The sequence below is a fragment of the Pseudomonas sp. C11 genome, assembly GCF_034683865.1.
Lineage (GTDB): Bacteria > Pseudomonadota > Gammaproteobacteria > Pseudomonadales > Pseudomonadaceae > Aquipseudomonas.
Genome location: NZ_JAWIIP010000001.1, coordinates 24,846 through 49,782, shown reverse-complemented (window position 1 = coordinate 49,782; position 24,937 = coordinate 24,846). Strand labels below are relative to the sequence as shown.

Here is a 24,937-nt window from a genome sequence, read left to right as displayed (position 1 = left end):
TTGCCCTGTGCCTCGATCAGTTCGCGCACCCACTCCGCCGGGCGTTTACCGGGGGCACGCGAGGCGCCCAAGGCTGAGCTTTCTCCAACTGTGCGGCCAAGGCCAGCAGGGTGGCATCGCCGCCGAAGCGCCCGGCAAAATGCGCGCCGATGGGCAAACCACTTGCCGTCCAGTACAGCGGCACCGACATCGCCGGCTGGCCGGTAGCGTTGAAAAGCGCAGTGAATGGCGAATAGCTATGGAACTGCGCAATCATTTCGGCCAGGCTGAGCTGCTCATCGAAAGCATCTAGCTCACCGATGCGTGGCGGCTCACGGGTCAGAGTTGGCGTGAGAATCACGTCGAACTTCTGCAGGAATCCGGCGAAGACGCGCCCCAGCGCGTGAATCCAGTCGACCGCCGCCGCATATCGTGCGCCAGCGATCTCGCCACGCTCACGCAGGATGATCCGGGTACGGGGTTCCAGCTCCTCCAGTGCCACCGGTTGACCACGCATTTGCCCAAGCATGTCGACATAGCCACGAGTGCTCGCCCCGATGATGTCGAAGACACGATCCAGGAAGACCGGCATGTCGACCGGCAACCGAGCCACCTCGACAGAGTGGCCGAGGCTTTCGCACAAGCGAGCGGCATGCCGCACTGCCGCCAGACTTTCGGCAGTGCTTGGCCAGGGGTCGAGATTCTCGATCAGCGCGATACGCAATGGGCGCGACGGCCCCTGCGCAGCAGCGAGATAGGAGGTGTTGTGCAAGGGCGCTGCGTAAGGCGCGCCCAGATCCATGCCTGCCGTCACATCGAGCAGTGCGGCGCTGTCACGTACGGATAGGGTGATCGCATGCGGTGTCCCCATACCGGCCCACCCCTCACCTACCAGCGGCCCGGAGGGCATGAGCCCACGACTCGGCTTGAAGCCGAACACGCCACAACAGGACGCAGGAACCCGCAGTGAACCGCCACCATCGTTGCCATGGGCGAAAGGCACCGCCCGTGCGGCGACCAACGCCGCGGCACCACCGCTGGAACCACCGGCACTGCGTTCAGTATTCCAGGGATTACGAGTGGCTCCGAAGCGCGTCGACTCCGTTGTGTAGGAGGTACCGAATTCGGGCGCCGTGGTGCTACCCGCAAATACGCACCCAGCCTGCCGTAGCCGCATCACCACCTCGGCCTCGAAATCCGCACGCACCTCTCCGCAGGCCAAGGAGCCGTTGGTCATCAGCGCACCACGCAGCGGAGAGAACAGATCCTTGATCAGGGTTGGCACACCGGCGAAGGTGCCCTGGTTAACGCCGGGCGACTGCACATCGAGACGAGCCCTGTCAAAGAGTCTTTCGCAAACCGCGTTGAGCTGAGGTTCGACCTGCTCGATACGCTCGATAGCCGCTTCCAACAATTCGCCGGGCAGCACCTCCTTCTGGCGTACCAGCTCGGCAAGCCCATAGCCATCGTGACTGTCCAGCAGCGAGTGAATGCTGTGCATAGTGAGTTTCCTTGGAATCAGGAGTGGGTAGAGATGAGTAGGCCAGCCGAGCGTTTGCGCTGGATCAACCCGGTGACCAGCCACAGCGAAGCAGCCAGAAGGCTGGCCAGCGCCAGCCAGTGAATCGAGGCGCGCAGATCGCCGGTGAACGCACCAACCAGTGCCACCACCAACGGGCTGACGAACTGGCCGATGTACAGACAGGCCGTGAACAGGCCGAGACCGCGTCCCCGGGTATTGATGTTCAGGGCGTTCATCACAGGTGCCATGGCATTGGGCACCAGCAGGCCGGCGCCGAGGCCGTGAACGCTTACAGCCAGCAAGACCTCGTTGTAGCTTTGCGCACGGGTGAGCAACCAAAGGCCCAGTGCCAGCAAGGTCAGCAGCGCCACATTGCAACCGGCAATTCCCATACCTCGACGCAGCAGCGGCCAGATCAGCGAGCCGCCAAGAGTGGCCAGCAGCCCCAATCCGGCAGACAGACCAATCAGGGTGCTGGAGGTGATACCCAGCTCCACCAGCAGAACAGGTGTCTGTACCGGCACGATCAGACTGAGGATCATCCCTCCCAGAATCAGCAGGTAGCCACTGACCAGCGTCGGAATCGAGACCTGCTGATTGTCCTCGTCGGCTGCCGTCTCCGCCCGCTCGCGAACCGGCTCCCAGAGCACCCGGATCATCGCTGGCACCAACAGCAGCGGCAGCAGATAGAGGTAGAACGGCAGGCGCCATGACTGCTCGCCCAGCGCCCCGCCGACGACGAAGAACAGTGCACCCACCAGGCCGATGGTGACCACCTGCAGGTTGACGTAGCGCATGCGTGCCTCCCCTCGCCAGTAGTCGGCGATCAAGGTGGCGCAGCAGGTCATGATCGCCGCTTCGGTGCAACCGAAGAGCAGGCGTACCCCGACGATGGCCGTGAGGTCGTTGAGCAGCGCCGGAATCATTCCCAGCACTGCATAAAGCACTGTTGCGATGATCAGCAGTGCCTTGCGCCCTACCCGGTCGGCCAGCCAGCCGGCCAGCGGCGCGCACAGGGCGATGGCCAGAGCCGGCCCGGTCACGGCCAGCGGTACCAGCAGCTCGGCATGCGCCGAAGTCGGGCCGAACTCGGCGGCCAGCTTCGGCAGCATGGGGGCGACCATCACCGCGCCCATGATGGTCAGGCTGCTGCCGAGCATCAGTACCACGCCTTCACGCCGACCACTGGCCTGACGGGAGTTGGGCGCCACAGCGCCTGCAAGGGAATGTTCCAGGGACATGCTGAAGACCTCGAAGATGTGATGAGGCATCCGCGGCACGTGTCAGAGCACCCCGTCTGGGACAGGGCTCAGGCACTCGCCAAGCGGCTCCGCGACGTCCGGCTAGTTGCCGTAAGTCGACTTTACGCAGGCATCCTAGGGCGCTGCTCCAAGCGACCGTTATCCAAATTCGGCAGAATGACGGCGCCACCAAAGAGGCTCTGAATACCAATAGCGAAGTCACCCGGAAAGGGCGAAAGAAAACGCAGAGCTATACGTAGGGAGCATATGAAAGGCTCACGAGCAGGCCGCATTTGGCCCCAGGTAAGCCTTACAGGAAGAGGGTCGCCACCAGTTCGGTACGATTGCTGACACCCAGCTTGCGGAACAGATTGATCAGATGGGTCTTGACGGTGGGCAGGCCAACGTCGAGCCGGCGGGCGATTTCTTTGTTGCTGCAGCCGGCTCGCAGCAACTCTGCCACCTGCCACTCCCTCGCAGTCAGTTGCATGCGAGAAGCAACAGATGCAGGCGGTGCCACGGCGATCTCGAAGAGCCCCTGCAGAGCCTGCAGTTGCTGCAGTTCGTGCATGACGAATGGGCCAAGCTCCCGGCCACGCAGCAGCGAGATACCCGCAACGGGTCGCCCCTGCTCGAAAGCCAGCACCTCGACGACATCGACAACGCCGAAGCGCTCAAGGAAATCCCCGTAACGCCGATTGGCTGCTGCGTCCTGTGCACTCATACCCAGTTGCAAGGGCACCACACTGCTGCCCGTGCGTTGGCAGTTGCGCGGCTGCAGTGGATCGACTTGACGAAAGTCAGACAGATAGCGCTCATGCATGTCCAGGCGCATCTGTTGCAGAAGGAAAGCGTGTGGTTCGAGCTGGTCGGCGATGCGATAGAACACGCCAGCGGAGACGGGTAGCAACGCCAGGAAGCTGCTCAGGCAACGCTGCCCCACCTCTGCGTCATACATGATGGCGTGACTCGGTTAGATCCTGGCGACCGCATCGACCGCCAGGTTATGCGGCCGGTGATTACACCACGGCCATGTAGTGTTTGGTAAAGCTATCACTGAGCACATCCCACAGCACAGAGGTGCCCTTGGTCACGAACCAGCTGTCCCCGGCCTTATAGCGGGTACTCTGACCAGTGGCTTCGTCGGTAAGGATGACCTCGCCGAACACCACGGTGGCCTGTTCGTTGAACGGGTAAACCATGCGGAACTTGCTCTTGGTTACGGCGAAGTAACCGGCACTGAGCGCATCAGTCGGGGCACCGAAGGTCATCTTGCCGAAAGCCTTGCCCTCGCCCTCGAGAATCTCCGAGCCCAGATCGGCAACGGTGCCCCAGGCATCCAGCTCGTTGAGGGTGGTGCCTTGCTTGATGGGAGTCATTGGATATTTCCTCTGTTAATGATCATCAATGGATGGATCAGCGCCGCCCGTTCCAGTAACCCGACAACTGGTGCCAGGATTTGCCAGCAGTGAGCAGCAACGGACGGATCTGGTCTTTACCGATAACCTGGATGCGGCGCACCGAGCTGATCAGGTCATAGCGCACCGAGCCTTCGCTCATACCCTCGGCCAGCACCTTGCAGATGATGTGACTGGGGGTGACACCGAAGCCCGAATAACCCTGCACGAAGAACACATTGGGGTGCTGCGGCAACGTGCCGATCTGCGGAAACAGGTTGGGGCTGCAGGCCATGGGGCCGCCCCAGGCCAGATCGATCTTCACGTCTTTCAGGTACGGGAAGATCTTCAGCATCAGGTTGCGATTCCAGGCCTTGAGGTCGCTCGGAATGTGCTCGACGAAGGGGGTCGCCGAACCGAACAGCAAGCGGTTCTCACGGGTAACGCGGTAGTAGTCGATGACCGGGCGAATGTCGCTGTAGGCACCACGAATCGGGCTGATACGCTCGATCAGCTCATCGCTTAGCGGCTCGGTCACCATCTGGAAGGCGTAGGTATTGATGGTGGTCTTGTGCAGCTGCGGCTCCATCTTGTTGAGGAAACTGTCGCAGGCCCACAGCAGCTTGCTGGCCTTGACCGAGCCCTTGGCGGTACGCACCGTTACACGCTCGCCGTAAGTCACTTCCAGCGCCGGGCTGTACTCGAAAATCTTCACGCCGTGACTGGCCAGCGCCTTGGCCTCACCCAGCAGCAGGTTGAGCGAGTGCACGTGACCGGCGCCCATGTGCAGCAGGCCGCTGGAGTAGGCATCGGAGCCGATCATCTGCTTGAGCTCGGAGCCCACCAGCAAACGAATCTCCTGCTCCGGGGCGAGCGTCTTGAACTCCTTCTCCCAGGTGGCCAGAGTCTTTTCCTGACGAGCATTGAAGCCCATGTAGCCGTAGCCATGGCAGAAGTCGGCATCGATACCGTACTTCTCGATACGCTCCTTGATGATGCGAGCGCCCTGGTCGCTGATTTCGAGGATCGCGCGCAGGCCATCCTCGCCGACATCCTTGCGAATCTTCTCCAGGTCATGGCCGATGCCCGCCATGATCTGTCCGCCATTGCGCCCAGTGCCGCCGAATCCCAGGTAGCGACCTTCCAGCACGACGATATTGGTGATGCCCTTCTCAGCCAACTCCAACGCCGTATTGATGCCGGAGAAGCCGCCACCGATCACGACCACGTCTGCTTCGATGTCCGCCTCAAGGGACGGAAAGCTGAGGTCGTATTTCTTGGTGGCCGTGTAGTAGGTAGGCGTTTCGATATTGATCATGGGAAGCAACCTGAGTATTCGAGAAGGAACGACTGCTAAACGGGCCCGGCTCCGTGCACGTTGCGTTCTGCTGGATCACATTAGGAACTCTCCGGGCCAACCACGTCTTGATTCACCCTGCCCGGGCACTTGACCATTCCTGCCAGAGCCTGCGCTTTCAGGCGACGCCGCGCTCTGCAATCGCCTCCACGGCAGCCGCCACACAGCGAACCGCCGCGTCAGCACAGGCAGCATCCTGCGCTTCGGATGCGCCTGAAACGCCCACGGCCCTGATCACTGCACCGTCAAGCAGGAAGGGCTCGCCACCGCCGAACAGCACCAGGCCACCCTGCAACGGCAACCCTTGTCGCACCATGTCCGAGCTCCGCTGCAGCCGTTCGGCCCAAGCGCCCGTGGAAAGGCCAAACCCGGCAGCAGTGAGCGCCTTGTTCGAAGCAATCGCCCGACAGGGCGCCGGTGCTCCATCCATGTGCGCCATATGGATCGGTTGCCCGGCAGCATCCACGATGACAATGCTTACCCTGACCGAGGCGCGCTGCGCCTCCTCCAGCACAGCCTGTAGTGCACGCATGGCCAACGCCAACGTAATGGTTGTCATGTGTCGTAGTTCTGTCGTCATAGCATGTCCACCAGAGAGCCTGACGCCAGAAAATAAACATGTTAACCATAAAGCTGCAAGGCCCACTATCTGGGGGATTGCGCGACAACCATTCATCCGCTGGCCTCTGGCAGCAGCGATCAATCAAAAGGCACGCTTGATCAAGACAGTTATACGTCTTAACTTCGTACTATCATCACTCGCATAGGCCATAACCTGCTACTCAGCGGTGAAGGCAATGCAACAAGGAGAGCCGCCACCCTGCGACCCCATCCATTCGCAAGGTGGTCTGCCCCAGTCGCGCCACGAGCCGAACTGAAAAGGCTGCTTACTTAAAGAAATCGTCAACAAGAACAACAAAGAACCTTTCCTTAACTGCAGCTCAGGTGTTTCCCCTAGTGGGAATCGTCTGGTGCCTTACTGGTGACTACCCAGACTCCATCTGGACATGGATCGCCGCAGACGGCAAAACGCATGATGCGAATGCCCTCCGCTCCGGAGAATGGCTCATCAGCAAGCACCGCACCGACGGCGTTCGAGCGGACTTAATGAGCATGTACGACGTATTCGCTTCATCCACCGTCTCCCGGCGGATCAGCACCACTCCCTTTTCCCGGCGCGTCAGCTCGCAGGATATCGACGAACATGCCGAGCAGGTCAGCGACTGGCAGCTGACCTATGACCAGATGACCGCCGGCCGCTTTCATGGCGAACTGACGGAGTTCAGCCTTGACTGGATGCAGGTCATCCGCGACAGAACCAACCAGTCGCTGATCAAGCGAGGGTCGGCCAAGCCCGGCACCATCAACTTCAGCATTCCGCTCAGTTTCAGTGGCGACCTTTACTGCGATGGCAATCTCGTTTCCGAAGGCAATGCCCTGGTTGCCCATGCCGATGATCTGCCACAACTACGCACGCCAGACCAAATGGATCTGGTTGTAATAGCCGTGGACATGGCGATACTCGAGCAGGAACTGACATTGCAGGGCATCCCCTTCGAGAGCCGTCATTTACCCAAGACCTACCAAGTCAAAGGGCTAGATCTGCCCCATAACCTGCGCACCATCCTCGAAAATCTCGAATACAGCTCCACACACTCGGCGGTCGAGCTGAACGACGAGAGGCTGCGGCATCAGTTCCGTGACGCGATCATGCTGCAACTATTCGAGCTACTCCCTTCCAGCCAGCCTATGGAGATCACCCCGTCGGCACGCAAACGTACAGTCGACCGCGCCTGCGAATATGCACTGGCGCACTTGGATGAGCCGCTGAGCATTCTCGACCTGTGCCGCACCCTGGGCGCTAGTCGGCGCAAGCTGCAGTACTGTTTTCAGGAAACTCTTGGCATCAATCCGGTGGCCTACCTGCGCACGCTACGCCTGAACGCAGCACGCCGGGAACTACGCCGGGGCGCCGACCTGGTGTCCGTACAAGACGTCGCCAGCCGCTGGGGTTTCTGGCATCTCAGTCGTTTTTCCAGCGAATACCGGGCGATGTTCGGCGAACGACCCTCGCAGACCCTGCATCGCTGACCCCATCGGCGCACTCCTCCTAGCCCCCCAGCCATACGCCCCCAGATCAGACTGCTGACGGCCATGTCTGGGGGCGTCAGCTTTTCTCTCTCCCGCCTGCATCTTTGCCGTTTTTGGCTAACGCGCACTTCGCCCCCCTCGTAACCTGAACGCAACGGACGAGCTGCCACGTCCTGGCCTCCGCCTATCCAGGCGGGCAAATACACCCTGTTGACAATAAAAAAGTCTCACAACGGAGGTAACTGGGAGATGGACAAGAAATTCGCCTTGTATCCCCTCGCCATGTCCATCATGGCGTCGATATCCCCGGGCGTTCAGGCGTTCCAGCTTGATAGCGGAGATCCCGATCTCAAGCTGCGCTGGGACAATACGCTCAAATACAGCACCGCCAGCCGCCTCAAAGGCGCATCCGATCAGCTCACCGCGCTACCCAATCATGATGATGGCGACCGTAATTTCAGTCGTGGCCTGATCTCCAACCGCTTCGACCTGCTCTCCGAGTTCGACGCCATGTACAAGAACGTCGGCGCACGGGTCTCCGGCGCGGCGTGGTACGACAGCGCCTACAACGAGGGCAACGACAACAACTCCGCGGCGACCGCCAACGCGCTCTCGGTCGACCACGACGAGTTCACACGCGCCACCGAAAAGCTGCACGGGCGCAAGGGTGAACTGCTCGATGCGTTCGTCTTCGCCCGCTTCAGCGTGGGCGACGCCAAGGGTACGGTGCGTGCCGGCCGGCATGCCCTGGTCTGGGGAGAAAGCCTGTTCTTCGGCGCCAACGGCATTGCCGGCACTATGGCGCCGGTGGATGCTGTCAAAGCCGCCTCGGTGCCCAATACCCAGTTCAAGGAGCTGATCCGTCCCACCGAACAGTTCTCCGGGCAGTTGCAACTGACGCCCGACATATCCGTTGGTGCGTTCTACCAATGGCGTTGGGAGCAGACCCGTCTGCCCGCCTCGGGTAGCTATTTCTCGGTACTCGACACCATCGGTGATGGCGCCGAGCGAATGATCGCCGGCCCGAACCCGGTCATCCCAGGTGGCGAGCCGCTTGCCTTCTTTCGCGAGCAGGACATGAAGGCCAAGGATTCTGGTCAGGGTGGCGTCCAAGTACGCTTCCGCGCAGGTGAAACCGACTTCGGTCTGTATGCCGTTCGATACCACGACAAAACACCTCAGATCTACATTCGTCCCGGTGCAGGTGCCCCCGACTTCAACAGCGGACGCCTGGGTACTTACCAGTGGGTCTATCCGGAAAACATCCGCGCCTTCGGTGCCAGCGTCAGCCACACCTTCGGCGACTACAACGTGGCCGCGGAAATCTCCACCCGTCGCAACATGCCGCTGAGCAGCGATGGCGTAACCATCCTCGACGGCAGCGGCGACAACGATGGTGATGCCCGTTACGCAGTCGGCAATACCCTGCATGCACAGGTCTCCTGGCTGGCGACGCTCGGCCCGTCTTTCATCGCCAACGAGGCAGACTTTCTCGGTGAGGTGGCCTGGAACCGCGTGCTCGATGTCACCAAGAACCGCCAGGCGCTCAACCCACTGGCCGATCGCGATGCCACCAACGTGCGCTTCGTCTACGAGCCCCGCTATCGCCAGGTGTTTCCAGGTGTCGACCTGTCGGTACCGGTTGGGCTTGGCTTCGGCGTCGGCAACTCCGCAGTGGTCGGTGCATTCAATGGCGACAAGGTGGGCGACCTCAGCATCGGCCTGACCGCGCTGTACCTCAACGAATGGCGAGCGGGCCTCACCTACACCCACTACTTCGGGCCAGCTGGCACTTCGGTAGACGAAGACAACCACATCTCTTTCAAGCAATCGCTGAAGGATCGCGACTTCATCGCCCTGTCGATCCAGCGCACTTTTTAAGCAGAGGAACCTCACATGACCCGTTTCTCCCTTCCCATGCTGGGCCTGGCATTGCTCTGTGCTCAGCAGAGCATGGCTGCGGTGACGGCCGAAGAAGCCGCCAAGCTGACAGGCGAACTCACACCGCTCGGCGCCGAACGTGCCGGCAACGCCGATGGCAGCATTCCCGCCTGGACAGGCGGACTGACCACGCCCATCCCAGGCGACAAGCCCGGCGGCCGTCGCTCGGATCCATTCAAGGATGAAAAACCGCTGTTCAGCATCAACGCTGGAAACGCCGCGCAATACGCCGAGAAGCTCACGGATGGCACCCGCGCGATGCTGGCCAAATACCCCGACAGCTATCGCCTGGATGTGTACCAGACGCACCGTACCGCCGCCGCGCCGCAATGGGTGTACGACAACACCCTGGCCAACGCGAGCCGAGCGAAGATCGATAACGACGTGGTTGTCGGCGCGTTCGGCGGTATCCCCTTCCCGATTCCCACCAGCGGCGCCGAAGTAATGTGGAACCACCTGCTGCGCTGGCGCGCACCGACCGCACGCTTCTACGCCACGGCCTACCAGTTGACCGCCGATGGCCGCGCGGTGCTGGCAAGCGATGCCAGTTCGATCCAGCAAGTGCCGTACTACTTCCAGGACAGCAATCTGGAGGATTACGCCAAGTCCAACCTGTACTTCAATATCCGCGTCAACCTCTCCGCCCCGGCCATCCGCGCGGGCGAAGGCATCGTCGGCCGGCAGAATCTGGACGCCGCCAAGGACCAGGCCTGGGTCTATCTGGTGGGCCAACGCCGCGTGCGCAAGCTGCCCAATACCTGCTGCGACACCCCCAGCCCGACCATGGCAGGCCTGATGAGCTTCGATGAACTGGAAGTCTTCTCCGGCCGTCTGGATCGCTTCGACTGGAAGATTGTCGGCAAAGAGGAAAAGTACATCCCCTATAACGCCAACAAACTGATGCAGCCGACCTCGGACAAGGAGGTGCTGAGCGCTCATCACCTCAACCCCGACCACGTGCGCTGGGAGCTGCACCGTGTCTGGGTGGTCGAGGCCACGCTGCGCCAGGGCCAGCGCCACCAGGCCGCACGCAGCCGCTACTACTGCGACGAAGACACCTGGACCTGCGTACTGGGCGACCGCTGGGATGCCAACGGCCAACTGTGGAAGACCACCTGGGGTCAGGTCATGGCGATGCCGGATCTGCCTGGCAACTTCATGTTCGCCTTCGGCTTCAACGACCTGCTCTCCGGCGCAGCCATGGTCGCCGGTCTGTTCAATGAGAAGCCGGTGCATTACGAACTGCTCGAACGCCTGCCGGATGTCGAGTTCACCCCCGACGCACTGGCCAATGATGGCATTCGCTGAACCGCTATCGGCCAGCCGCGACAGCATTACGGAGCGCGCTCATGAACACTCATAGCAGTCAACCTTCGCGCGGTACGCTGGGACGCTGGCAGTGCTCGCTGCTGGCGGCCTGCCTGTGCCTGACCGGCGCGGTGCAGGCGGCGCCGGTCGGCGCGGCGCTGGAACGCCCGGCACTGCGCGCGGTCAACCCGGCGCACGCCTATCTGCTGGGCATCGCCCAGGCCGGCCAGCGCCTGGTGGCCGTCGGCGAGCGCGGCCTCATCGTGCTGTCCGACGACCAGGGGGCGACCTGGCGACAGGCCGCCTCCCCGGTCAGCGTCACCCTGACCGCCGTGCGCTTCGCCGACGCCGAGCACGGCTATGCCGTCGGGCACGGCGGCAGCGTGTTGGTCAGCGAGGATGGCGGTACGCACTGGACTGCCAGCCTGGATGGCCGCCGAGCCGCCCAGACGCTGCTGGCGGCGGCGCAGGCGCAAGGTAACCCGCGTGCGATTGCCGAAGCCCAGCGCCTGGTCGAGGACGGCCCGGACAAACCCTTCCTCGACCTGTGGGTGAAGAGCCCGCAGGAGGCCTATGTCGTCGGCGCCTACGGCCTGGCCCTGCGCACCGTAGATGGCGGCAAGAGCTGGCAGCCCTGGCTGCAGCGCAGCGTCAACCCAGGTGGGTTGCACCTCAATGCCATCCGCAGCCGTGGCCAGCGCGTGGTCATCGCCGGTGAGCAGGGCCTGGTGCTGATCTCCGAGGATGGCGGCGCCAGTTTCAGCCCAGTGGAAACGCCCTACTCCGGCAGCTTCTTCACCCTCGAACTGCCAGCCGATGGTTCCATCGTGCTCGCCGGCCTGCGCGGCAATGCGCTGCGCAGTGAGGATGGCGGCGCAAGCTGGAGCCCGCTCGCCTCCCCCGTAGAGGCCTCGATCACCGCCTCGGCGCTACAGGCCGACGGCACGCCGCTCTTCGTCAACCAGGCCGGCATGCTCCTGCGCGAGCAAGGCGGTCGCCTGCTGCCGAGCAACCGCCAGCCACTGCCGCCCCTCAACAATCTACTACCCATAGCAGATGCCGATATCGTCCTGGTGAGCGGAGCAGGTGTCAGTGTGCTGAAAGCTGGAGACGTGAAGTGAACAACGCGCCAACCGACCTGGCGGAAGCCTCCGCTGCCTTCGATCCACGCTCGGGCTCGCTGCTCGAGCGCCTGCTTTTCAACTATCGCCTGCTGGTGGTGGCGCTGTGCGTCATCACCACCGGGCTGCTGGCCTGGCAAACCACCAAGCTGGAGCTCAACGCCAGCTTCGAGAAGACCATCCCCACCGCGCATCCCTACATCCAGGTGTTTCAGCACTATCAGAGCCAACTGACCGGGCTGGGCAACTCGGTGCGGATCGCCGTGCAGAACCCGACCGGCGACATCTACGACCCGAACTACCTCGACGCCCTGCGCCGCCTGTCAGACGCCATCTTCCTGCTGCCGGGGGTCGACCGGGTCAATATGAAATCCCTGTGGACGCCCTCGACCCGCTGGACTGGCGTGACCGAAGACGGCCTCGAAGGCGGCTCGGTCATCCCCAACGGCTACGATGGCAGCCCGGCCAGCCTTGAGCAGCTTCGCGCCAACGTCGCCCGCTCCGGCGAGATCGGCCAGTTGGTGGCGGTCAACGCCCGCTCCACGGTGATCTACGTACCGCTGCTGACCCAGGACGGCAACGGCCAGCCGCTGAACTACGCGACCTTCGCCAACCAACTCGAACAACTGCGCCAGCAGTACCAAGGCAAAGGCCTGAACATTCACATCACCGGCTTCGCCAAGATAGTCGGCGACCTGATCGACGGCGTGCGGGCAGTGCTGCTGTTCTTCGCCATCGCCGTGGTGATCGCCACGCTCACCCTGTTCTGGTACACCCGCTGCCTGCGCTCCACCCTGCTGGTAGTCACCGCGTCCCTGGTGGCGGTGGTGTGGCAACTGGGCCTGTTGCCGACGCTGGGCTACTCGCTCGATCCCTATTCGATCCTGGTGCCCTTCCTGGTCTTCGCCATCGGCATGAGCCACGGCGCGCAGAAGATGAACGGCATCATGCAGGACATCGGTCGTGGCGTGCCCAAACTGCTGGCGGCGCGCTTCACCTTCCGCCGCCTGTTCCTGGCCGGCATGACCGCCCTGCTGGCCGATGCGGTGGGCTTCGCGGTGCTGCTGGTGATCGACATTCAGGTCATCCGTGAGCTGGCCATCGCCGCCTCCATCGGCGTTGCGGTGCTGATTTTCACCAACCTCATCCTGCTGCCGATCCTGCTCTCCTACACCGGCGTCAGCGCACGGGCGGCCCAGCGCAGCCTGCGCGCCGAGCAGGCCGATGCGCGTGGCGAACGCAAGCACCCGCTGTGGTCGTTCCTCGACCGTTTTACCCATCGACCAATGGCCAGTGCAGCGGTGGCCGGCGCCTTGCTGCTCGGCGCCGTCGGCTTCGTGGTCAGCACCCACCTGAAGATCGGCGACCTCGACCCAGGCGCCCCGGAGCTGCGCCCCGACAGCCGCTACAACCGCGACGTAGCCTTCATGAACGCCAACTATGGCGCCTCCAGCGACGTGCTGGCGGTACTGGTGAGCACCCCGGACGGGCAATGCGCGCAATACGACATCCTCAACCGGCTCGATGCCCTGGAATGGCAACTGCGCCAGCTCCCCGGCGTGGAGTCGACCCAGTCGCTGGCTTTGCTCAACCGCCGCATGATGGTCGGCCTGAGCGAGGCCAATCCCAAGTGGTACGAGTTCATGCCCAACCAGGGCATGCTTAACTCGGTCGCCGCCAGCGCCCCACGTGGCCTGTATAACGATGGCTGCAGCCTGCTGACGCTGTACATCTACCTGCGCGACCACAAGGCCGACACCCTGACCGGCGTGGTCGACCACGTTGCAGCGTTCGCCCGGGTCAACGACACGGCGGACGCGAAATTCCTCCTGGCCGCTGGCAACGCCGGCATTGATGCGGCGACCAACATCGTGGTCAAGGAAGCCTGGTGGCAGATGCTGGTGCTGGTCTACGCCGCCGTGGCTCTGCTCAGTCTGATCACCTTCCGCTCCTGGCGTGCGGTGCTGGTGGCCGTGCTGCCGCTGATGCTGACCTCGGTGCTGGCCGAGGCGCTGATGGTGCTGCTGGGCATGGGCGTCAAGGTGGCGACCCTGCCGGTAATCGCCCTCGGCGTGGGCATCGGCATCGACTACGCGCTGTACATCCTCTCGGTGACCCTGGCGCAATTGCGCGCAGGCAAGAGCCTGTCGGAGGCCTATTACCGTGCCCTGCTGTTCACCGGCAAGGTGGTGATGCTGACCGGCGTGACCCTGGCCATTGGGGTGATCACCTGGGTGCTGAGCCCGATCAAGTTCCAGGCCGACATGGGCCTGCTGCTGGCCTTCATGTTCGTCTGGAACATGCTCGGTGCCCTGATCCTGCTCCCGGCACTAGCGCATTTCCTGCTGAAGCCGAAGCGGCTCGCTACAGCCACGTTTGTGCAGCAAGCGCCCGGTGGTGCCGACGTCTGCGACCCGGTGAGAATGACCTGAACGCACCGTCGCAATAGCAAAGGCGCCCACTCGGGCGCCTTTGTGCATGGATAACCAGAAATCATTGCACTCCCCATCCTCGTGACTCCTGTCGCTGACAACGCGAAAAGACCGGTCGTGCTCTCTTGGCTGGATATGCCTGACGGGCAGAGATTGTTCGCAAAATCTGGATTGAGCTCCTGCCGCTACGTCCAACATAGCGGCAGGCCTTAGGTCAGTCGGGTTGAGGCGCAGAGGTCTGGGTACGCGCCAGCATCGCCTGGATTTCCTGAGTCGCCTGGCGCGTGCTCTGCGCCAGCTTCTTCACCTCGTCGGCGACCACGGAGAAACCGCGCCCCACCTCGCCGGCGCGGGCCGCTTCTATCGCCGCATTCAGCGCCAGCAAGTTGGTCTGCTCGGCGATGCCCTTGATCACGCTGACCACTTGGGCGATCTGCCCGTAAGTGTCCTGGTTATGCCGCAGCATCTGTTCATGGGCGGCCTGGGCGTTACGCTCATCGGAGATATCCCGCACCGCCCCAATAACACGGTAGAGACGTCCCTGCTCATCGCGCACTGAACGCCCACGCTCCCGAAACCAGATGTAGCCACGCGTCTTGTGGCGCATAAGGTACTCGATCACGTACTCGCCACTACCGGCCGGATCGATGATCTCTCGCTCGAACAGGCTGGCGATGCCCCCAAGGTGATCCGGATGAATAAGGCTGGCCTGACTTTCCAGGCCATCCGGCAACTCGTCGCGGCTATAGCCCGTCAATGAACGAAACTGGTTGGAGATGCGCATGCTGCTGGCCGGATCATCGATACGCCCATTGACCACTATGAAGTCCCAGTAGCCTTCGGTCAGCGTCGACTGCGCAAGCTCCCATACACGGGCTTCCTGCTGGCAGTGCTGCAGCGCATCCTGCTGTTCATGGCACTGACCATGCAGCGTTTCCAGTTGCAGCGCCTGGCACTGTAACTGTTCCTGCAACTGGCGCTCACGCACGGCGGCCTGTTGCTGCGCCTCAGCTTGTGTATCGATGCGTGCCTGCAGGTGCGCCTGCTGCTCCTGAAGCTGGCGCAGATGATTGGCCACTCGCGACAGCGCATCGTTCAAGCGAGGCTGCTCGGCCAATACGGAAGAACGCACCGAGGCAAGCTCGGCGCCCCGGCCCAAGGCCTCGAGCTGTTGCTCCAGCGCTTCGGCGATATCACGCCCTCGATCACGGAAAAACATAACGACTACTCCCGTCAGATGGGCGACGCCCTTAGCGCCGCACGCTGCTTGATCAATTGCCACTGCTGGTCGATGGCCTGCTTCTGTCCGGATTTGAGCGGTTCGAGAAAGTACAGGCGACGCCGCTCGCCAGCTGCCGGCACGAGGCTTGGCGTCTGCCGCGCCAGCTCGATCATTTCCGGCAGTTCGGTGCGCAAGGGTGCGTAGAAGTGGGTGGCCTGGGTATTCAGACGGGCGTTTTCGGGCGCCAGCATGTAGTCGATGAAGCGATAGGCCAGTTCGGGCGCCCTGGCATCGGCGGGGATGGCCCAACTGTCGACGGTCAGCAGCGCTCCTTCCTGCGGTACCAGGAACTCCAGCGATGATCGCCTCGAAGCCGCCTCCAGTGCATGCCCGCTCCAGGCCATTGACGCGCATAGGCGACCGGCAGCCAGCGCTTCGATGTAGCCCTCGTTGTCCAGCGTTCGCAGCGTGCCTGCGCTATCGGCCAAAGACGCACCCGCAGCCTGCAAACGCCTGAGCGTGGCCTCGGAAAGGCGCCGCCCCTTGGCATTCATCCACAACGAGAAAGTTTCTTCCGGCGCATCCAGCCAACCGATGCCACATGCTTTGAGTGCCTGGACGTAGGACTCATCGAACAACAGACGCCAACTCGGTGGCGCCTGCCGTCCTAATGCTTGCTCGACCTGATTACGGTCGATCACCAGGCCAACGGTGCTCCACAGGTACGGCACAACATAGCGCGGCGCCCCGGCGAAGCTCGCCAGGGCAGACGTCAGTTTCGGATCAAGGTTGTCGTAGTGCCTTAATCTCTCCAGCTCCAGTTTCTGCAGACGCCCCTCCTCGATAAGCCGCTGCAACTGGAAATGCGATGGCACCACCAGATCGAAAGACGCGCCCTGACTGAGCGCCTGATCCAACTCCTGGGCCGTAGTGAAGGTCTGGTAGTCGACATCGATACCGGTGTCATGCTCGAAACGGGCGAGCACCTGTGGGTCGATATAGTCCTTCCAGTTGTAGATACGTAGCGTCTCGGCATGCCCGCTGACACTCGACAGCATGAGCACGGCTAGCAGCAAGCCTCTCATCATCCGACTCCCCTGATGTCGTCGACACTCAGCGACAGCGCATTACGCAAGGGCAGCTGACGCTGGCCTTGCGTATGCGGGCGCGTCATTCGCCACGCCTTATCGAAGACGTGGCGCGGAGCATCTAGCCGAGGTCGGGCTCGAACAGCTTGCGCTTCATGTACAGCTTGACCCACAGCAGGGCGATGACGCTGATCAGCAGCAGGATGACGCCGAGGATCTTGTAGACCAGTACGGTCATCTCCGGCGATGGCGAATTGTTCATCGCGACGTAGAGCATGGCGACGATGCCGAGGATCTGTGGCAGCGGGTAGAACGGTGTCTTGTAAGGCCGCGCAATGTTCGGCATGCGCCGACGCAATACCAGCACGTCGATATGCGCCACCACGTAGGCCAGCAGCCAGCTGGTCGAGGCGGCGATCACCAGCGGGATCAGCGAGTCGATGTCCATCAGCAGCAGCGGGATGGCAATGGTCGCTGCCATGAACAGGATGCCCACCCAAGGCGTACCAAAGCGCTGGCTGACAATCTTCATCTGCGGGAAAGCCTGGCCGTTCTCAGCCATGCCCTGCATCATGCGCGGCACGGCGGCCAGCACCGTATTGACCGTGCTGCACGTCGCGGTCACCGCCATCACGGCGGCGATGATCCAGCCGGCCTTGCCAAAGACGGCATTGGCGTAATCCAGATACGGCAGCGGCGAGCCGGTGAGCGTTTCCACATTCAGGTAGAAGCTCACGCCATAGACGAACAGCAGGAAGATCCCAAGCATGGCACACAGCGACAGCATCATTGCGCGCGGGATATTGCGTTGCGGATTGTCTACCTCATTGATCATCGGGCAGATGAACTCCACCCCCACCATCAGCCACATGGCCATGGCGATCAGACCGATGAAACTGCCATTGAGGACGGGTTCGAAACTCCAACTCACCGGCGTGCCCGTGACCTGGGCATGAGGCTCGATGGCACCGCTGACCGCACACAGACCGATGAGCAGCAACGCCGTCACCAGGATGAATGCCAGCAGGTTCTGCACCTTGGCGAACACATCCGCGCCGAGGATGTTGGTCACCACCAGGACACCGAGGATCAGAAATGGCAATACCAGCGGCGGGAACATGCCGGGCAGCAGCTCGCCGATGATCGCATCGACCAGAAACATCTCCACCGGCAGGGCCAGCATGGCCACCACCACGTAGCCGGCGAACACCGCAACGATGGCCGGGAAGTGCCCGATGGCCTTTTGCGTGTAGGTCGCCAGCGTCCCTTCCTGGGGGAACATCAAGGACAATTCGGAAAAACTCATGGCGTTGAATTGCGCCAGGATGAAGGCAACGATGAGCGCGGCGATGAAGCCCATGCCACCGATACCGATGCCCTGCGTGGCGGTAATCATAGAGCCCTGTACGATCACCAGGCCGACGCAAATGGCCATCATGGTGATGAAGCCAAGTTTCTTCTGCTGCATGAAAGTGCTACTCCCCGCCTGCATCGAGGCAATGTCAGGGGCGTTGGTCTTGTTCATTCGATTATTCTCCCGCTCGGGCCGGATGGCCCAGTGGTGCCCACGAAAATGACGTCAGTTGGCTACCGCGTCGGTCATCACTTTGCGCCTGTGAAAAGGGGAATTCTTGCCTCTGGCTGCCGGGAGCTTGCCCTTGCGTGTCAGGGAGGCAAAGCACGCCTGGCGGGCGCGGAACCTCCGCTCTTCAGCCGTAACAAGCAGGCCTCATCTGCGCAGCCGGTAGGGTGGGCTTCAGCCCACCAGATTGCCCAGCAGACGGCTTGTCATTGGTGGGCTAAAGCCCACCCTACGGCGGCTGATTCCAAGGGCCGGTCGAGGTAATACCTGGCCGCACTTCAACCTTGGGCGATGACCGCCTTGAGCATGCTCTTGAAGGTTTCGATCTGCTCGGCGCTGAAGGCCGCGAACACCTTGTCCTGCTGCTCGCCAGCGATACGCCAGAGTTCTTCGGCCTGATCCACGCCAACGGCGGTCAGCACGTAGCGCTCGTCGGCGTCGGCCACCATGCCCTTGCGCTTGAGAATCTCCACCGCCTGCTCGATCTCGCGCACCGGCATGGCCACCTCGCGCAGCAGGTCACCCATGCTCAGCCCCGCATCGTTCTCCAGCACCATCAGCATGCGCGCCTCGCTGGTACGCAGGCCGGTGGAAAGCTGGCGCGGCTGATAACTGCTCTGGTAGCTGCGCACGGCCTGGGTCATCAGGTAGTAGAGGTTGTGGCTCAGGCGCCCCTGGAAGGCACTGCTGGGCTGCTGGCCTTCGCTTTTCTGGGTCATGCGCGTGTGCGGCAGCACCATGGAATAGGCGCCCTGGTGATAGAGCAGCGGCGAACGCCCAAGATCATCGAAGGCCACCACCTTGCCAATCAGGATCCAGTGGTCACCACCGTCGACCTGCTGGTACATCTCGCACTGAAAGCGCGCCGCGCAATCGGCCAGCAGCGGCGCACCGCCGGCCCCGGCCTCGTGCACGATACCCTCGAACTTGTCGTCACGCGGGCGGGCGAACTGGTTGGAAATGTCGATCTGGTCGGCGGCCAGCACGTTGACCGCGTAATGCGTGGCGCGCTGGAACACCTCGTAGCTGCCGGAGCGCTTGTCGATGCTCCACAGCACCAGCGCCGGGTCGAGCGATACCGAGTTGAAACTGTTGGCGGTCACGCCGACCTTCTCGCCATCGGGCGTGGCAGCGGTGATGACGGTCACGCCCGTGGCGAAGTTGCCCAGCGCGCGGCGAAAGGCGCGCGGGTCGATGCACGTAGTCATGGGATTCTCCCTGGCCGCAGCGATGCGGCTTATTGTTCGAGTAGCGGGGCCGCCAGCGGCCCCACGCAAGGTGCAGCCGGACTCAGACCATGCTCGGGTCAGGCTCCAGGCCCATCAGCTCACGGCCGAGGATCTGCGCGCAGACGTCGTAGTCGGTGTAGGCATGGGCGCCGGTCATGTGCGAGTCACGGAACAGGCGCTGCATCTCGTTGCTCTCGAACCAGGAGGTGCCACCGGCCGCCTCGAACAGGCGATCCACGGCCTGGATGCACATCTTCACTGCATAGGCCTGGTTGGTGCGCCAGAACGCCAGGGTCTCGCGGCTCGGGTACTGGTGACGCTCGGCATGATCAGCGTGCTCGGCCCAGGTCTTTTCCAGGAAGGCCCGCGCGGCGCCGACCTGATGGGTCGACTCGGCCAGGCGCATCAGCGCTGGCGTGGCGGTGCCGACGTTGACACCGGTGTAGGCGCGCACGCGATTCTTGGTCTTTTCCTTGTAGGCTTCGAGCATGCGCTCGGCGATGCCCAGGCCGATGGCGGCAAAACCGCTGGCGAAGTACGGGCGATAAGGCGCGTAGAAAATCTTGCTGTCGGGGTACAGACCGAACCCGGCGGACTTGCCCTCCATCATATCCTTGGCCTTCTGGATGCGATGGTTGGGCACGAAGGCATCCTTGATCAGCAGGGTCTTGGTACCGCTGCCCTTCATACCGGCGGCGAACCAGTCGTCGCGAATCTCGTAGTCATTGCGCGGCAGCACGGCGAAGCAATAATCCTGGCCGCCCTCGCCGTTCTGCCGGCGGCAGCCGACGATGGCCCATTCGGCGTGATCGCTGCCGCTGCTCCAGCCCATCTCGCCATTGAAGATGACGCCGCCTTCCACTTCCTCGACCTTGCCGAACGGCGCGATGCTGCTGCTCGCGGTGGCATCGGAGTTCTCACTCCAGACCTCATCCTGCAACTGCTTGGGAAACAGCGCCAACTGGTGGCTATGGGTGCACAGCAGGCTGAAGGCCCAGGCGGTGCTGGCACAGGCGCCGGCCAGGGCCGCGACGCAATCGGTGAATTCCGGCAGGGAGATTTCCAGGCCGCCATAGACCTTGGGCTGGAAGGCACGGTGCATGCCGATGCCCTTGAGCAAGGCGATGTTCTCCTCGGGCACCTTGCGCTCCTGCTCGGCACGCGAAGCATTGGCAGCGATGGCCGGGAGGATGGCTTTGAGGTCTTCGAGGAGCGGATTTGGCTTTTTCATCTGAGTACGAGCCCTGATTATTGTTAGCGGTAGATCGCGGCAGGCGACTCGTTGGCGACACTGACAAGCTGCTCGTGCAGCCCGTCAGCCTGAGCATCAAGTGCGATACCGGCCGAGGGACGCGCTCATTATGGGTACTGGCCAGCGGGCTAAAAATGCACCTTACGAGGACTCGATTGTACTTTTCATAGAAATTTGAGCGGCAACTGGCAAAAAGTTAATCTATTAACAACTTTCCTCTTGCGACCCATCTCAGGACGCGCCCGATGCCCGCCTTGCCCTTCTATGCACGCCCCAACCTGCTGCGCGCCCTGCGTCACCGCAACTTCCGCCTGTACTTCGCAGGCCATGCCATCTCCACCCTGGGCACCTGGATCCAGCAGGTGGCGCTGGCCTGGCTGATCTACCGCCTGAGCGGCTCAGCCGCCCTGCTCGGCCTGACCACCTGCGTCGCGCTGCTGCCGCAACTGTTCGTCGGCCCCCTGGCCGGCGCCTGGATCGACCGCCACGACAAACGCCGCCTGCTCATCCTGGTCGAAGCCCTGCTCGGCGTGCAGGCACTGGTGCTGGCCCTGCTAACCTGGCTCGGCTGGATCAACCCGACGCTGATCGTCGTCATGGCCGCACTGATGGGCGTGCTCAACGCCTTCGACACGCCCTTGCGGCAATCGCTGCTCAGCCAGTTCGTCGAAGACCGCGCCGACCTGCCCAACGCCCTGGCCCTCAACGCCATGCTGTTCACCTCGTCACGCTTCGTCGGCCCGCCCCTGGCGGGGCTGCTGCTGGGCGTATCCAGCGAGGCGCTGTGCTTTTTCCTCAATGGCCTGTCCTACCTGGCGCTGGTGATCGGCCTGCTGCTGATCCACCTGCGCCCCACCGAACGCGCGGCGGGCTCCTACCGCGACCTGCTCGGCGAAGGCCTGCGCTACGCCCGGCACAACCCACGCATCCGGGCGATGATGCTCAGCGTACTGGTGATCAACTTCACGGCATCGAGCTACGTGGTGCTGCTGCCGGTGTTCGCCAAGGACATCTTCGCTGGCGATGCCACCACCCTCGGCTGGCTCTGGGGCGCAGCCGGGCTCGGCTCACTGCTGTCGACGGTGCTGCTGGCCTCGCGCCTGTCCGTGGACTCGCTGCCGCGCACCATCCTCGCCGCCAGCGCAGTCACCGCCCTGGCCCTGCTGGTCTTCGCCGGTAGCGACATACTGCCGCTGTCGCTCGCCGCCATGGCGCTGATCGGCTTCGGCATCACCGTGAGCAACGTCGGCACCAATATCGTGCTGCAGAGCGAAGCCCCGGAAGCCCTGCGCGGGCGCATCGTCTCCCTCTACACCTCCACCCGCTTCGGCTTCGACGCCCTCGGCGGCCTGCTGGTCGGCCTACTCGCCGCCCACCTCGGCGCACCATGGGTGATGGCGCTGGCTGGCGGGGGGTTGTTGGTGTATTGCGGGGGGCTTGGGTTAAGGCGCGGGCACGGGTAGTGTCGCTTCACAGATTCATGCGATTGGTATATTGCGGCAGACGATACTGTGACTACCGAAAACGCGCTGTCAGCGAATACCATCCAGGCATTAGGTTCTGTACGAAAAGTGCCTGCACTCGGTGATGCTTCGTTAAAAACAGGTTCGGAATGCTCATTTACAGCTCGTAAACTCCGCTTCCTCACCTGTTTTTGCCTCGCCTGACCTTCGCTCGACGACTTTTCGTACAGAGCCTAGGAGAGGGAAGACGGCAGATAGATCTGTGTTCTGTACTTATAAGACTGCTTTCGGCCAGAGGCGATAACCGCCTTATGATGCACGCTCCTGAATATCGGAACGCTTCGGAGACAGCCATTGGACCTTGAGAGCAAGCTATTAGATCGCTATGCCGGATGCCTGCTAGGCCTGGCTTGTGGCGATGCTGTCGGCACTACCCTCGAATTCAGCTCACGCGAGACCCTGAGCCCCATCACGGATATGGTCGGCGGAGGGCCCTTCACCCTGGCCGCTGGTCAATGGACAGACGACACCTCGATGGCACTTTGTCTGGCAGAAAGCCTGCTCTCAAAAAACGGCTTCGATGCAAAAGACCAGATGACTCGGTATCTCAATTGGTGGCATTGGGGTTACTTGAGTTCGACGGGACAATGCTTCGATATCGGCACGACAGTCAGACAGGCGCTAATGACTTTTCAGAAGACTGGAGAGCCGTTCGCCGGCTCCATTGATCCGGAAAGCGCCGGAAATGGCTCAATCATGCGCCTGGCGCCCATCATCCTCTTCTACTTTCCGGATGAGAAATTGGTGGCATGGGCCGCGAGACAAAGCTCCCGCACAACCCATGGAGCCCCCGAGGCAATCGAGTCGTGTCTGTTACTAGCAGATGTGATTTCCAGGGCATTGGCAGAATATGAAAAAGAGGATGTGCTTGCACTTTCTTCGGCACAGTATTGCGAACCTGCGATCAAAGACCTCGCTTCCGGTAGCTTCAAGCATAAGCACCGAGACCGAATCAGGGGTACCGGGTACTGCATTGCTTCGCTCGAAGCCGCACTCTGGTGCTTTTGGTTCACTGACTCCTTCGAAGCTGCAGTGCTGCAAGCCGCCAATCTGGGCGACGATGCCGACACCACCGCTGCGATCGTTGGCCAGATAGCCGGTGCGTTCTATGGGAAACAGGGTATTCCACCTCAATGGTTGGAGAAGTTGCACCTGGCGTCAGAAATTGAAAGCATCGCCATCGCACTACTCAAGTCAGCCCAACTTAGAATCCCGGAAAGCCCGGACTGTCTTGGAGAATAACTGCGTAGGGTGGACTCAGGAGCGTAAGAGAACAGTCCACCGGCCAGGATAAAAGGCGTACTGCTTCGCGAGTACGCCCTACAAAGCTGTTCCCAAGGATGGGACGACTCATTCAAAAAAACGGCAACTCCCCCACATCGACTCCCACGCTAGAAATATATTTAAGTGTGGATATTTGCCTTAGCTTCTTTAGCCCCAGAATAATTTTAGGTGCAATAAAGCTCTTCCCATTCAGATATCCGGAAAATTCAGCACTATCACTTCCACCACATTCATACTGATCACATAAACCGTCGTATGCCTCAGAGTAGCAAAGTGGACTACTAACATCAGCAAGGGCTAGCAATGCACTCATTTCTCTTATCGAAAAATTCTTACACAGAAAAGAATAAAGCTCACGCTCCAGGCCGGAATCATACAACAAACTATCACGCCAGCTTGACTTGCTAGATTCAGCTGTCGCCCTAATACGAAGCTCAAGAAAGCGAGCAATTTTTTCTGCAGAGACATCTTCAATTGATATTTCCACACCAATATTAAAAGCAAACTCCCGATGAACCTTTATTACATCTATAATTTCAGACAAACCTCTCTGACTAATTGAGTATCTCTCACATATTTCATTCTTTAAAAATCTGAAGCAAGGCTTTCCCCAGTTGGATTTTCGGGTTAACTCCTTTGAAATATTTTCAATCACAGATCTCGAAGCATGCTTCGTGTATGTTCCCGTGCCGTACTCATCGGAGAGAAAATCAGTAAGAATTTCCGCATTCTTTATACCTTCCGAGAGCGCACAGAAAGCTGAATAAAAAACTTCAATATTAATTAGCGAGACGCTATCCTCAAGATGCTTTTTATTACTATTGTCATAGGCATATCGAAAGGTCTCTCCGGTAGGATCAATCAACGAAAATTCACGAATTGCAGGCTCTATTGTTGAGACCACCTCTTTATATCGAGGATCACACTGCCCAGATGCAGCCACATACATCTCCCACAACGCACCGAGATTATGAGTCCTCATCAGCTTTGGGTCAGATACAGTGATATGTCCTCTGACTCTTTCAATTAGCCTGATTTGCATCTTCAGAAACAATTCTATTCTATGCCGAGCGCAGAATACGATCGGATACACTACTTCGTCCGGGTCAAATCCTCTGGATATGGTATCTCTGCACATTGTGTGAACGGCACTGTCAAATCCATTTGCATAGTAATTTGTTCCAGGCCAGCCATTTCTGCCCACACATGCATTCAGCTGCGTATTCTCACCGCTCGCGAATAAATTCATGCAAACATTCCCTTTATACTGTTTAGCCATAGTTCCCCGCACATCACTGCAACCACAGTGCGCGCGACAGATAACTTACCCACACTACTGAAGCTTCTCTGCTTTCGATCAGACTTTAA

At 61.1% G+C, this 24,937-nt stretch carries 18 protein-coding genes and 2 pseudogenes; 7 read left to right on the top strand and 13 right to left on the bottom strand.

The genetic code is table 11. The features are described from left to right. Positions 1–16 precede the first annotated feature (16 nt). The 6 genes from VC352_RS00210 to VC352_RS00185 form a co-directional block, all read right to left on the bottom strand. Positions 17–1,480, bottom strand: coding sequence for an amidase (locus tag VC352_RS00210; protein ID WP_322977575.1), 1,464 nt, complete (start codon positions 1,478–1,480; stop codon positions 17–19). Positions 1,481–1,497: 17 nt separating this feature from the next. Then, positions 1,498–2,742: an MFS transporter gene (locus VC352_RS00205; protein WP_322978132.1), complete on the bottom strand. Its 1,245-nt coding sequence runs from the start codon at positions 2,740–2,742 to the stop codon at positions 1,498–1,500. A 310-nt stretch (positions 2,743–3,052) separates the two neighbouring features. Beyond that, entirely contained in the window at positions 3,053–3,700 is a 648-nt protein-coding gene (locus VC352_RS00200; RefSeq protein ID WP_322977574.1) for a helix-turn-helix transcriptional regulator, read from the bottom strand. Between the two features lie 61 nt (positions 3,701–3,761). Then, positions 3,762–4,121 carry a cupin domain-containing protein gene (locus tag VC352_RS00195; protein WP_322977573.1) on the bottom strand — a complete coding sequence of 120 codons (360 nt, stop codon included), beginning with the start codon at positions 4,119–4,121 and terminating at the stop codon, positions 3,762–3,764. A 37-nt stretch (positions 4,122–4,158) separates the two neighbouring features. Continuing rightward, the gene (locus VC352_RS00190; RefSeq protein WP_322977572.1) at positions 4,159–5,457 is read right to left on the bottom strand and encodes an FAD-binding oxidoreductase; all 1,299 of its coding nucleotides are present in this window, start codon (positions 5,455–5,457) and stop codon (positions 4,159–4,161) included. Positions 5,458–5,614: 157 nt separating this feature from the next. Then, positions 5,615–6,055 (bottom strand): heme-binding protein, encoded by a 441-nt coding sequence (locus VC352_RS00185; RefSeq protein ID WP_322977571.1) that lies wholly within the window; start codon positions 6,053–6,055, stop codon positions 5,615–5,617. Between the two features lie 554 nt (positions 6,056–6,609). Here VC352_RS00185 and VC352_RS00180 point away from each other — a divergent pair. The 5 genes from VC352_RS00180 to VC352_RS00160 all read left to right on the top strand — a co-directional run bounded on the left by VC352_RS00180 (position 6,610) and on the right by VC352_RS00160 (position 14,389). Continuing rightward, on the top strand, positions 6,610–7,587 hold the full coding sequence (locus VC352_RS00180) for a helix-turn-helix domain-containing protein (protein ID WP_416340063.1): 978 nt from the start codon (positions 6,610–6,612) through the stop codon (positions 7,585–7,587). Positions 7,588–7,836: 249 nt separating this feature from the next. Next, complete coding sequence (locus VC352_RS00175) at positions 7,837–9,468, top strand: DUF1302 domain-containing protein (protein ID WP_322977569.1); 1,632 nt, start codon at positions 7,837–7,839, stop codon at positions 9,466–9,468. Positions 9,469–9,483: 15 nt separating this feature from the next. Continuing rightward, the gene (locus tag VC352_RS00170) at positions 9,484–10,836 is read left to right on the top strand and encodes a DUF1329 domain-containing protein (protein ID WP_322977568.1); all 1,353 of its coding nucleotides are present in this window, start codon (positions 9,484–9,486) and stop codon (positions 10,834–10,836) included. 41 nt (positions 10,837–10,877) lie between these two features. Next, positions 10,878–11,957: a WD40/YVTN/BNR-like repeat-containing protein gene (locus VC352_RS00165; protein ID WP_322977567.1), complete on the top strand. Its 1,080-nt coding sequence runs from the start codon at positions 10,878–10,880 to the stop codon at positions 11,955–11,957. Next, on the top strand, positions 11,954–14,389 hold the full coding sequence (locus VC352_RS00160; RefSeq protein ID WP_322977566.1) for an efflux RND transporter permease subunit: 2,436 nt from the start codon (positions 11,954–11,956) through the stop codon (positions 14,387–14,389). Before VC352_RS00165 ends, VC352_RS00160 begins: the two co-directional genes overlap by 4 nt. 291 nt (positions 14,390–14,680) lie before the next feature. On the opposite strand, the pseudogene VC352_RS25230 reads toward VC352_RS00160, so the two are convergent. From VC352_RS25230 to VC352_RS00135, 6 genes and pseudogenes are all read right to left on the bottom strand, one after another. Then, a pseudogene (locus VC352_RS25230) lies at positions 14,681–14,903 on the bottom strand (methyl-accepting chemotaxis protein); the annotation flags it as partial. Beyond that, a pseudogene (locus VC352_RS25225) lies at positions 14,877–15,173 on the bottom strand (PAS domain-containing protein); the annotation flags it as partial. The pseudogenes VC352_RS25225 and VC352_RS25230, both read right to left, overlap by 27 nt. A gap of 449 nt (positions 15,174–15,622) precedes the next feature. Further along, positions 15,623–16,696 carry an extracellular solute-binding protein gene (locus VC352_RS00150; RefSeq protein ID WP_322977564.1) on the bottom strand — a complete coding sequence of 358 codons (1,074 nt, stop codon included), beginning with the start codon at positions 16,694–16,696 and terminating at the stop codon, positions 15,623–15,625. Between the two features lie 124 nt (positions 16,697–16,820). Then, complete coding sequence (locus VC352_RS00145; RefSeq protein WP_322977563.1) at positions 16,821–18,224, bottom strand: APC family permease; 1,404 nt, start codon at positions 18,222–18,224, stop codon at positions 16,821–16,823. A gap of 335 nt (positions 18,225–18,559) precedes the next feature. After that, a complete protein-coding gene (locus VC352_RS00140; RefSeq protein WP_322977562.1) occupies positions 18,560–19,489 on the bottom strand; it encodes a p-hydroxyphenylacetate 3-hydroxylase reductase component in 930 nt (309 codons plus the stop codon). A gap of 82 nt (positions 19,490–19,571) precedes the next feature. Then, positions 19,572–20,741 (bottom strand): p-hydroxyphenylacetate 3-hydroxylase oxygenase component, encoded by a 1,170-nt coding sequence (locus VC352_RS00135; protein WP_322977561.1) that lies wholly within the window; start codon positions 20,739–20,741, stop codon positions 19,572–19,574. A gap of 266 nt (positions 20,742–21,007) precedes the next feature. Between VC352_RS00135 and VC352_RS00130 the strand changes: the two genes are divergently transcribed. Together VC352_RS00130 and VC352_RS00125 are read left to right on the top strand one after the other, a co-directional pair. Continuing rightward, complete coding sequence (locus tag VC352_RS00130; RefSeq protein ID WP_322977560.1) at positions 21,008–22,225, top strand: MFS transporter; 1,218 nt, start codon at positions 21,008–21,010, stop codon at positions 22,223–22,225. 354 nt (positions 22,226–22,579) lie between these two features. Next, on the top strand, positions 22,580–23,527 hold the full coding sequence (locus VC352_RS00125; protein WP_322977559.1) for an ADP-ribosylglycohydrolase family protein: 948 nt from the start codon (positions 22,580–22,582) through the stop codon (positions 23,525–23,527). 112 nt (positions 23,528–23,639) lie between these two features. Here the strand turns inward: VC352_RS00125 and VC352_RS00120 are convergent, their stop codons facing one another. Further along, on the bottom strand, positions 23,640–24,818 hold the full coding sequence (locus VC352_RS00120; RefSeq protein ID WP_322977558.1) for a hypothetical protein: 1,179 nt from the start codon (positions 24,816–24,818) through the stop codon (positions 23,640–23,642). Between the last annotated feature and the right edge of the window lie 119 nt (positions 24,819–24,937).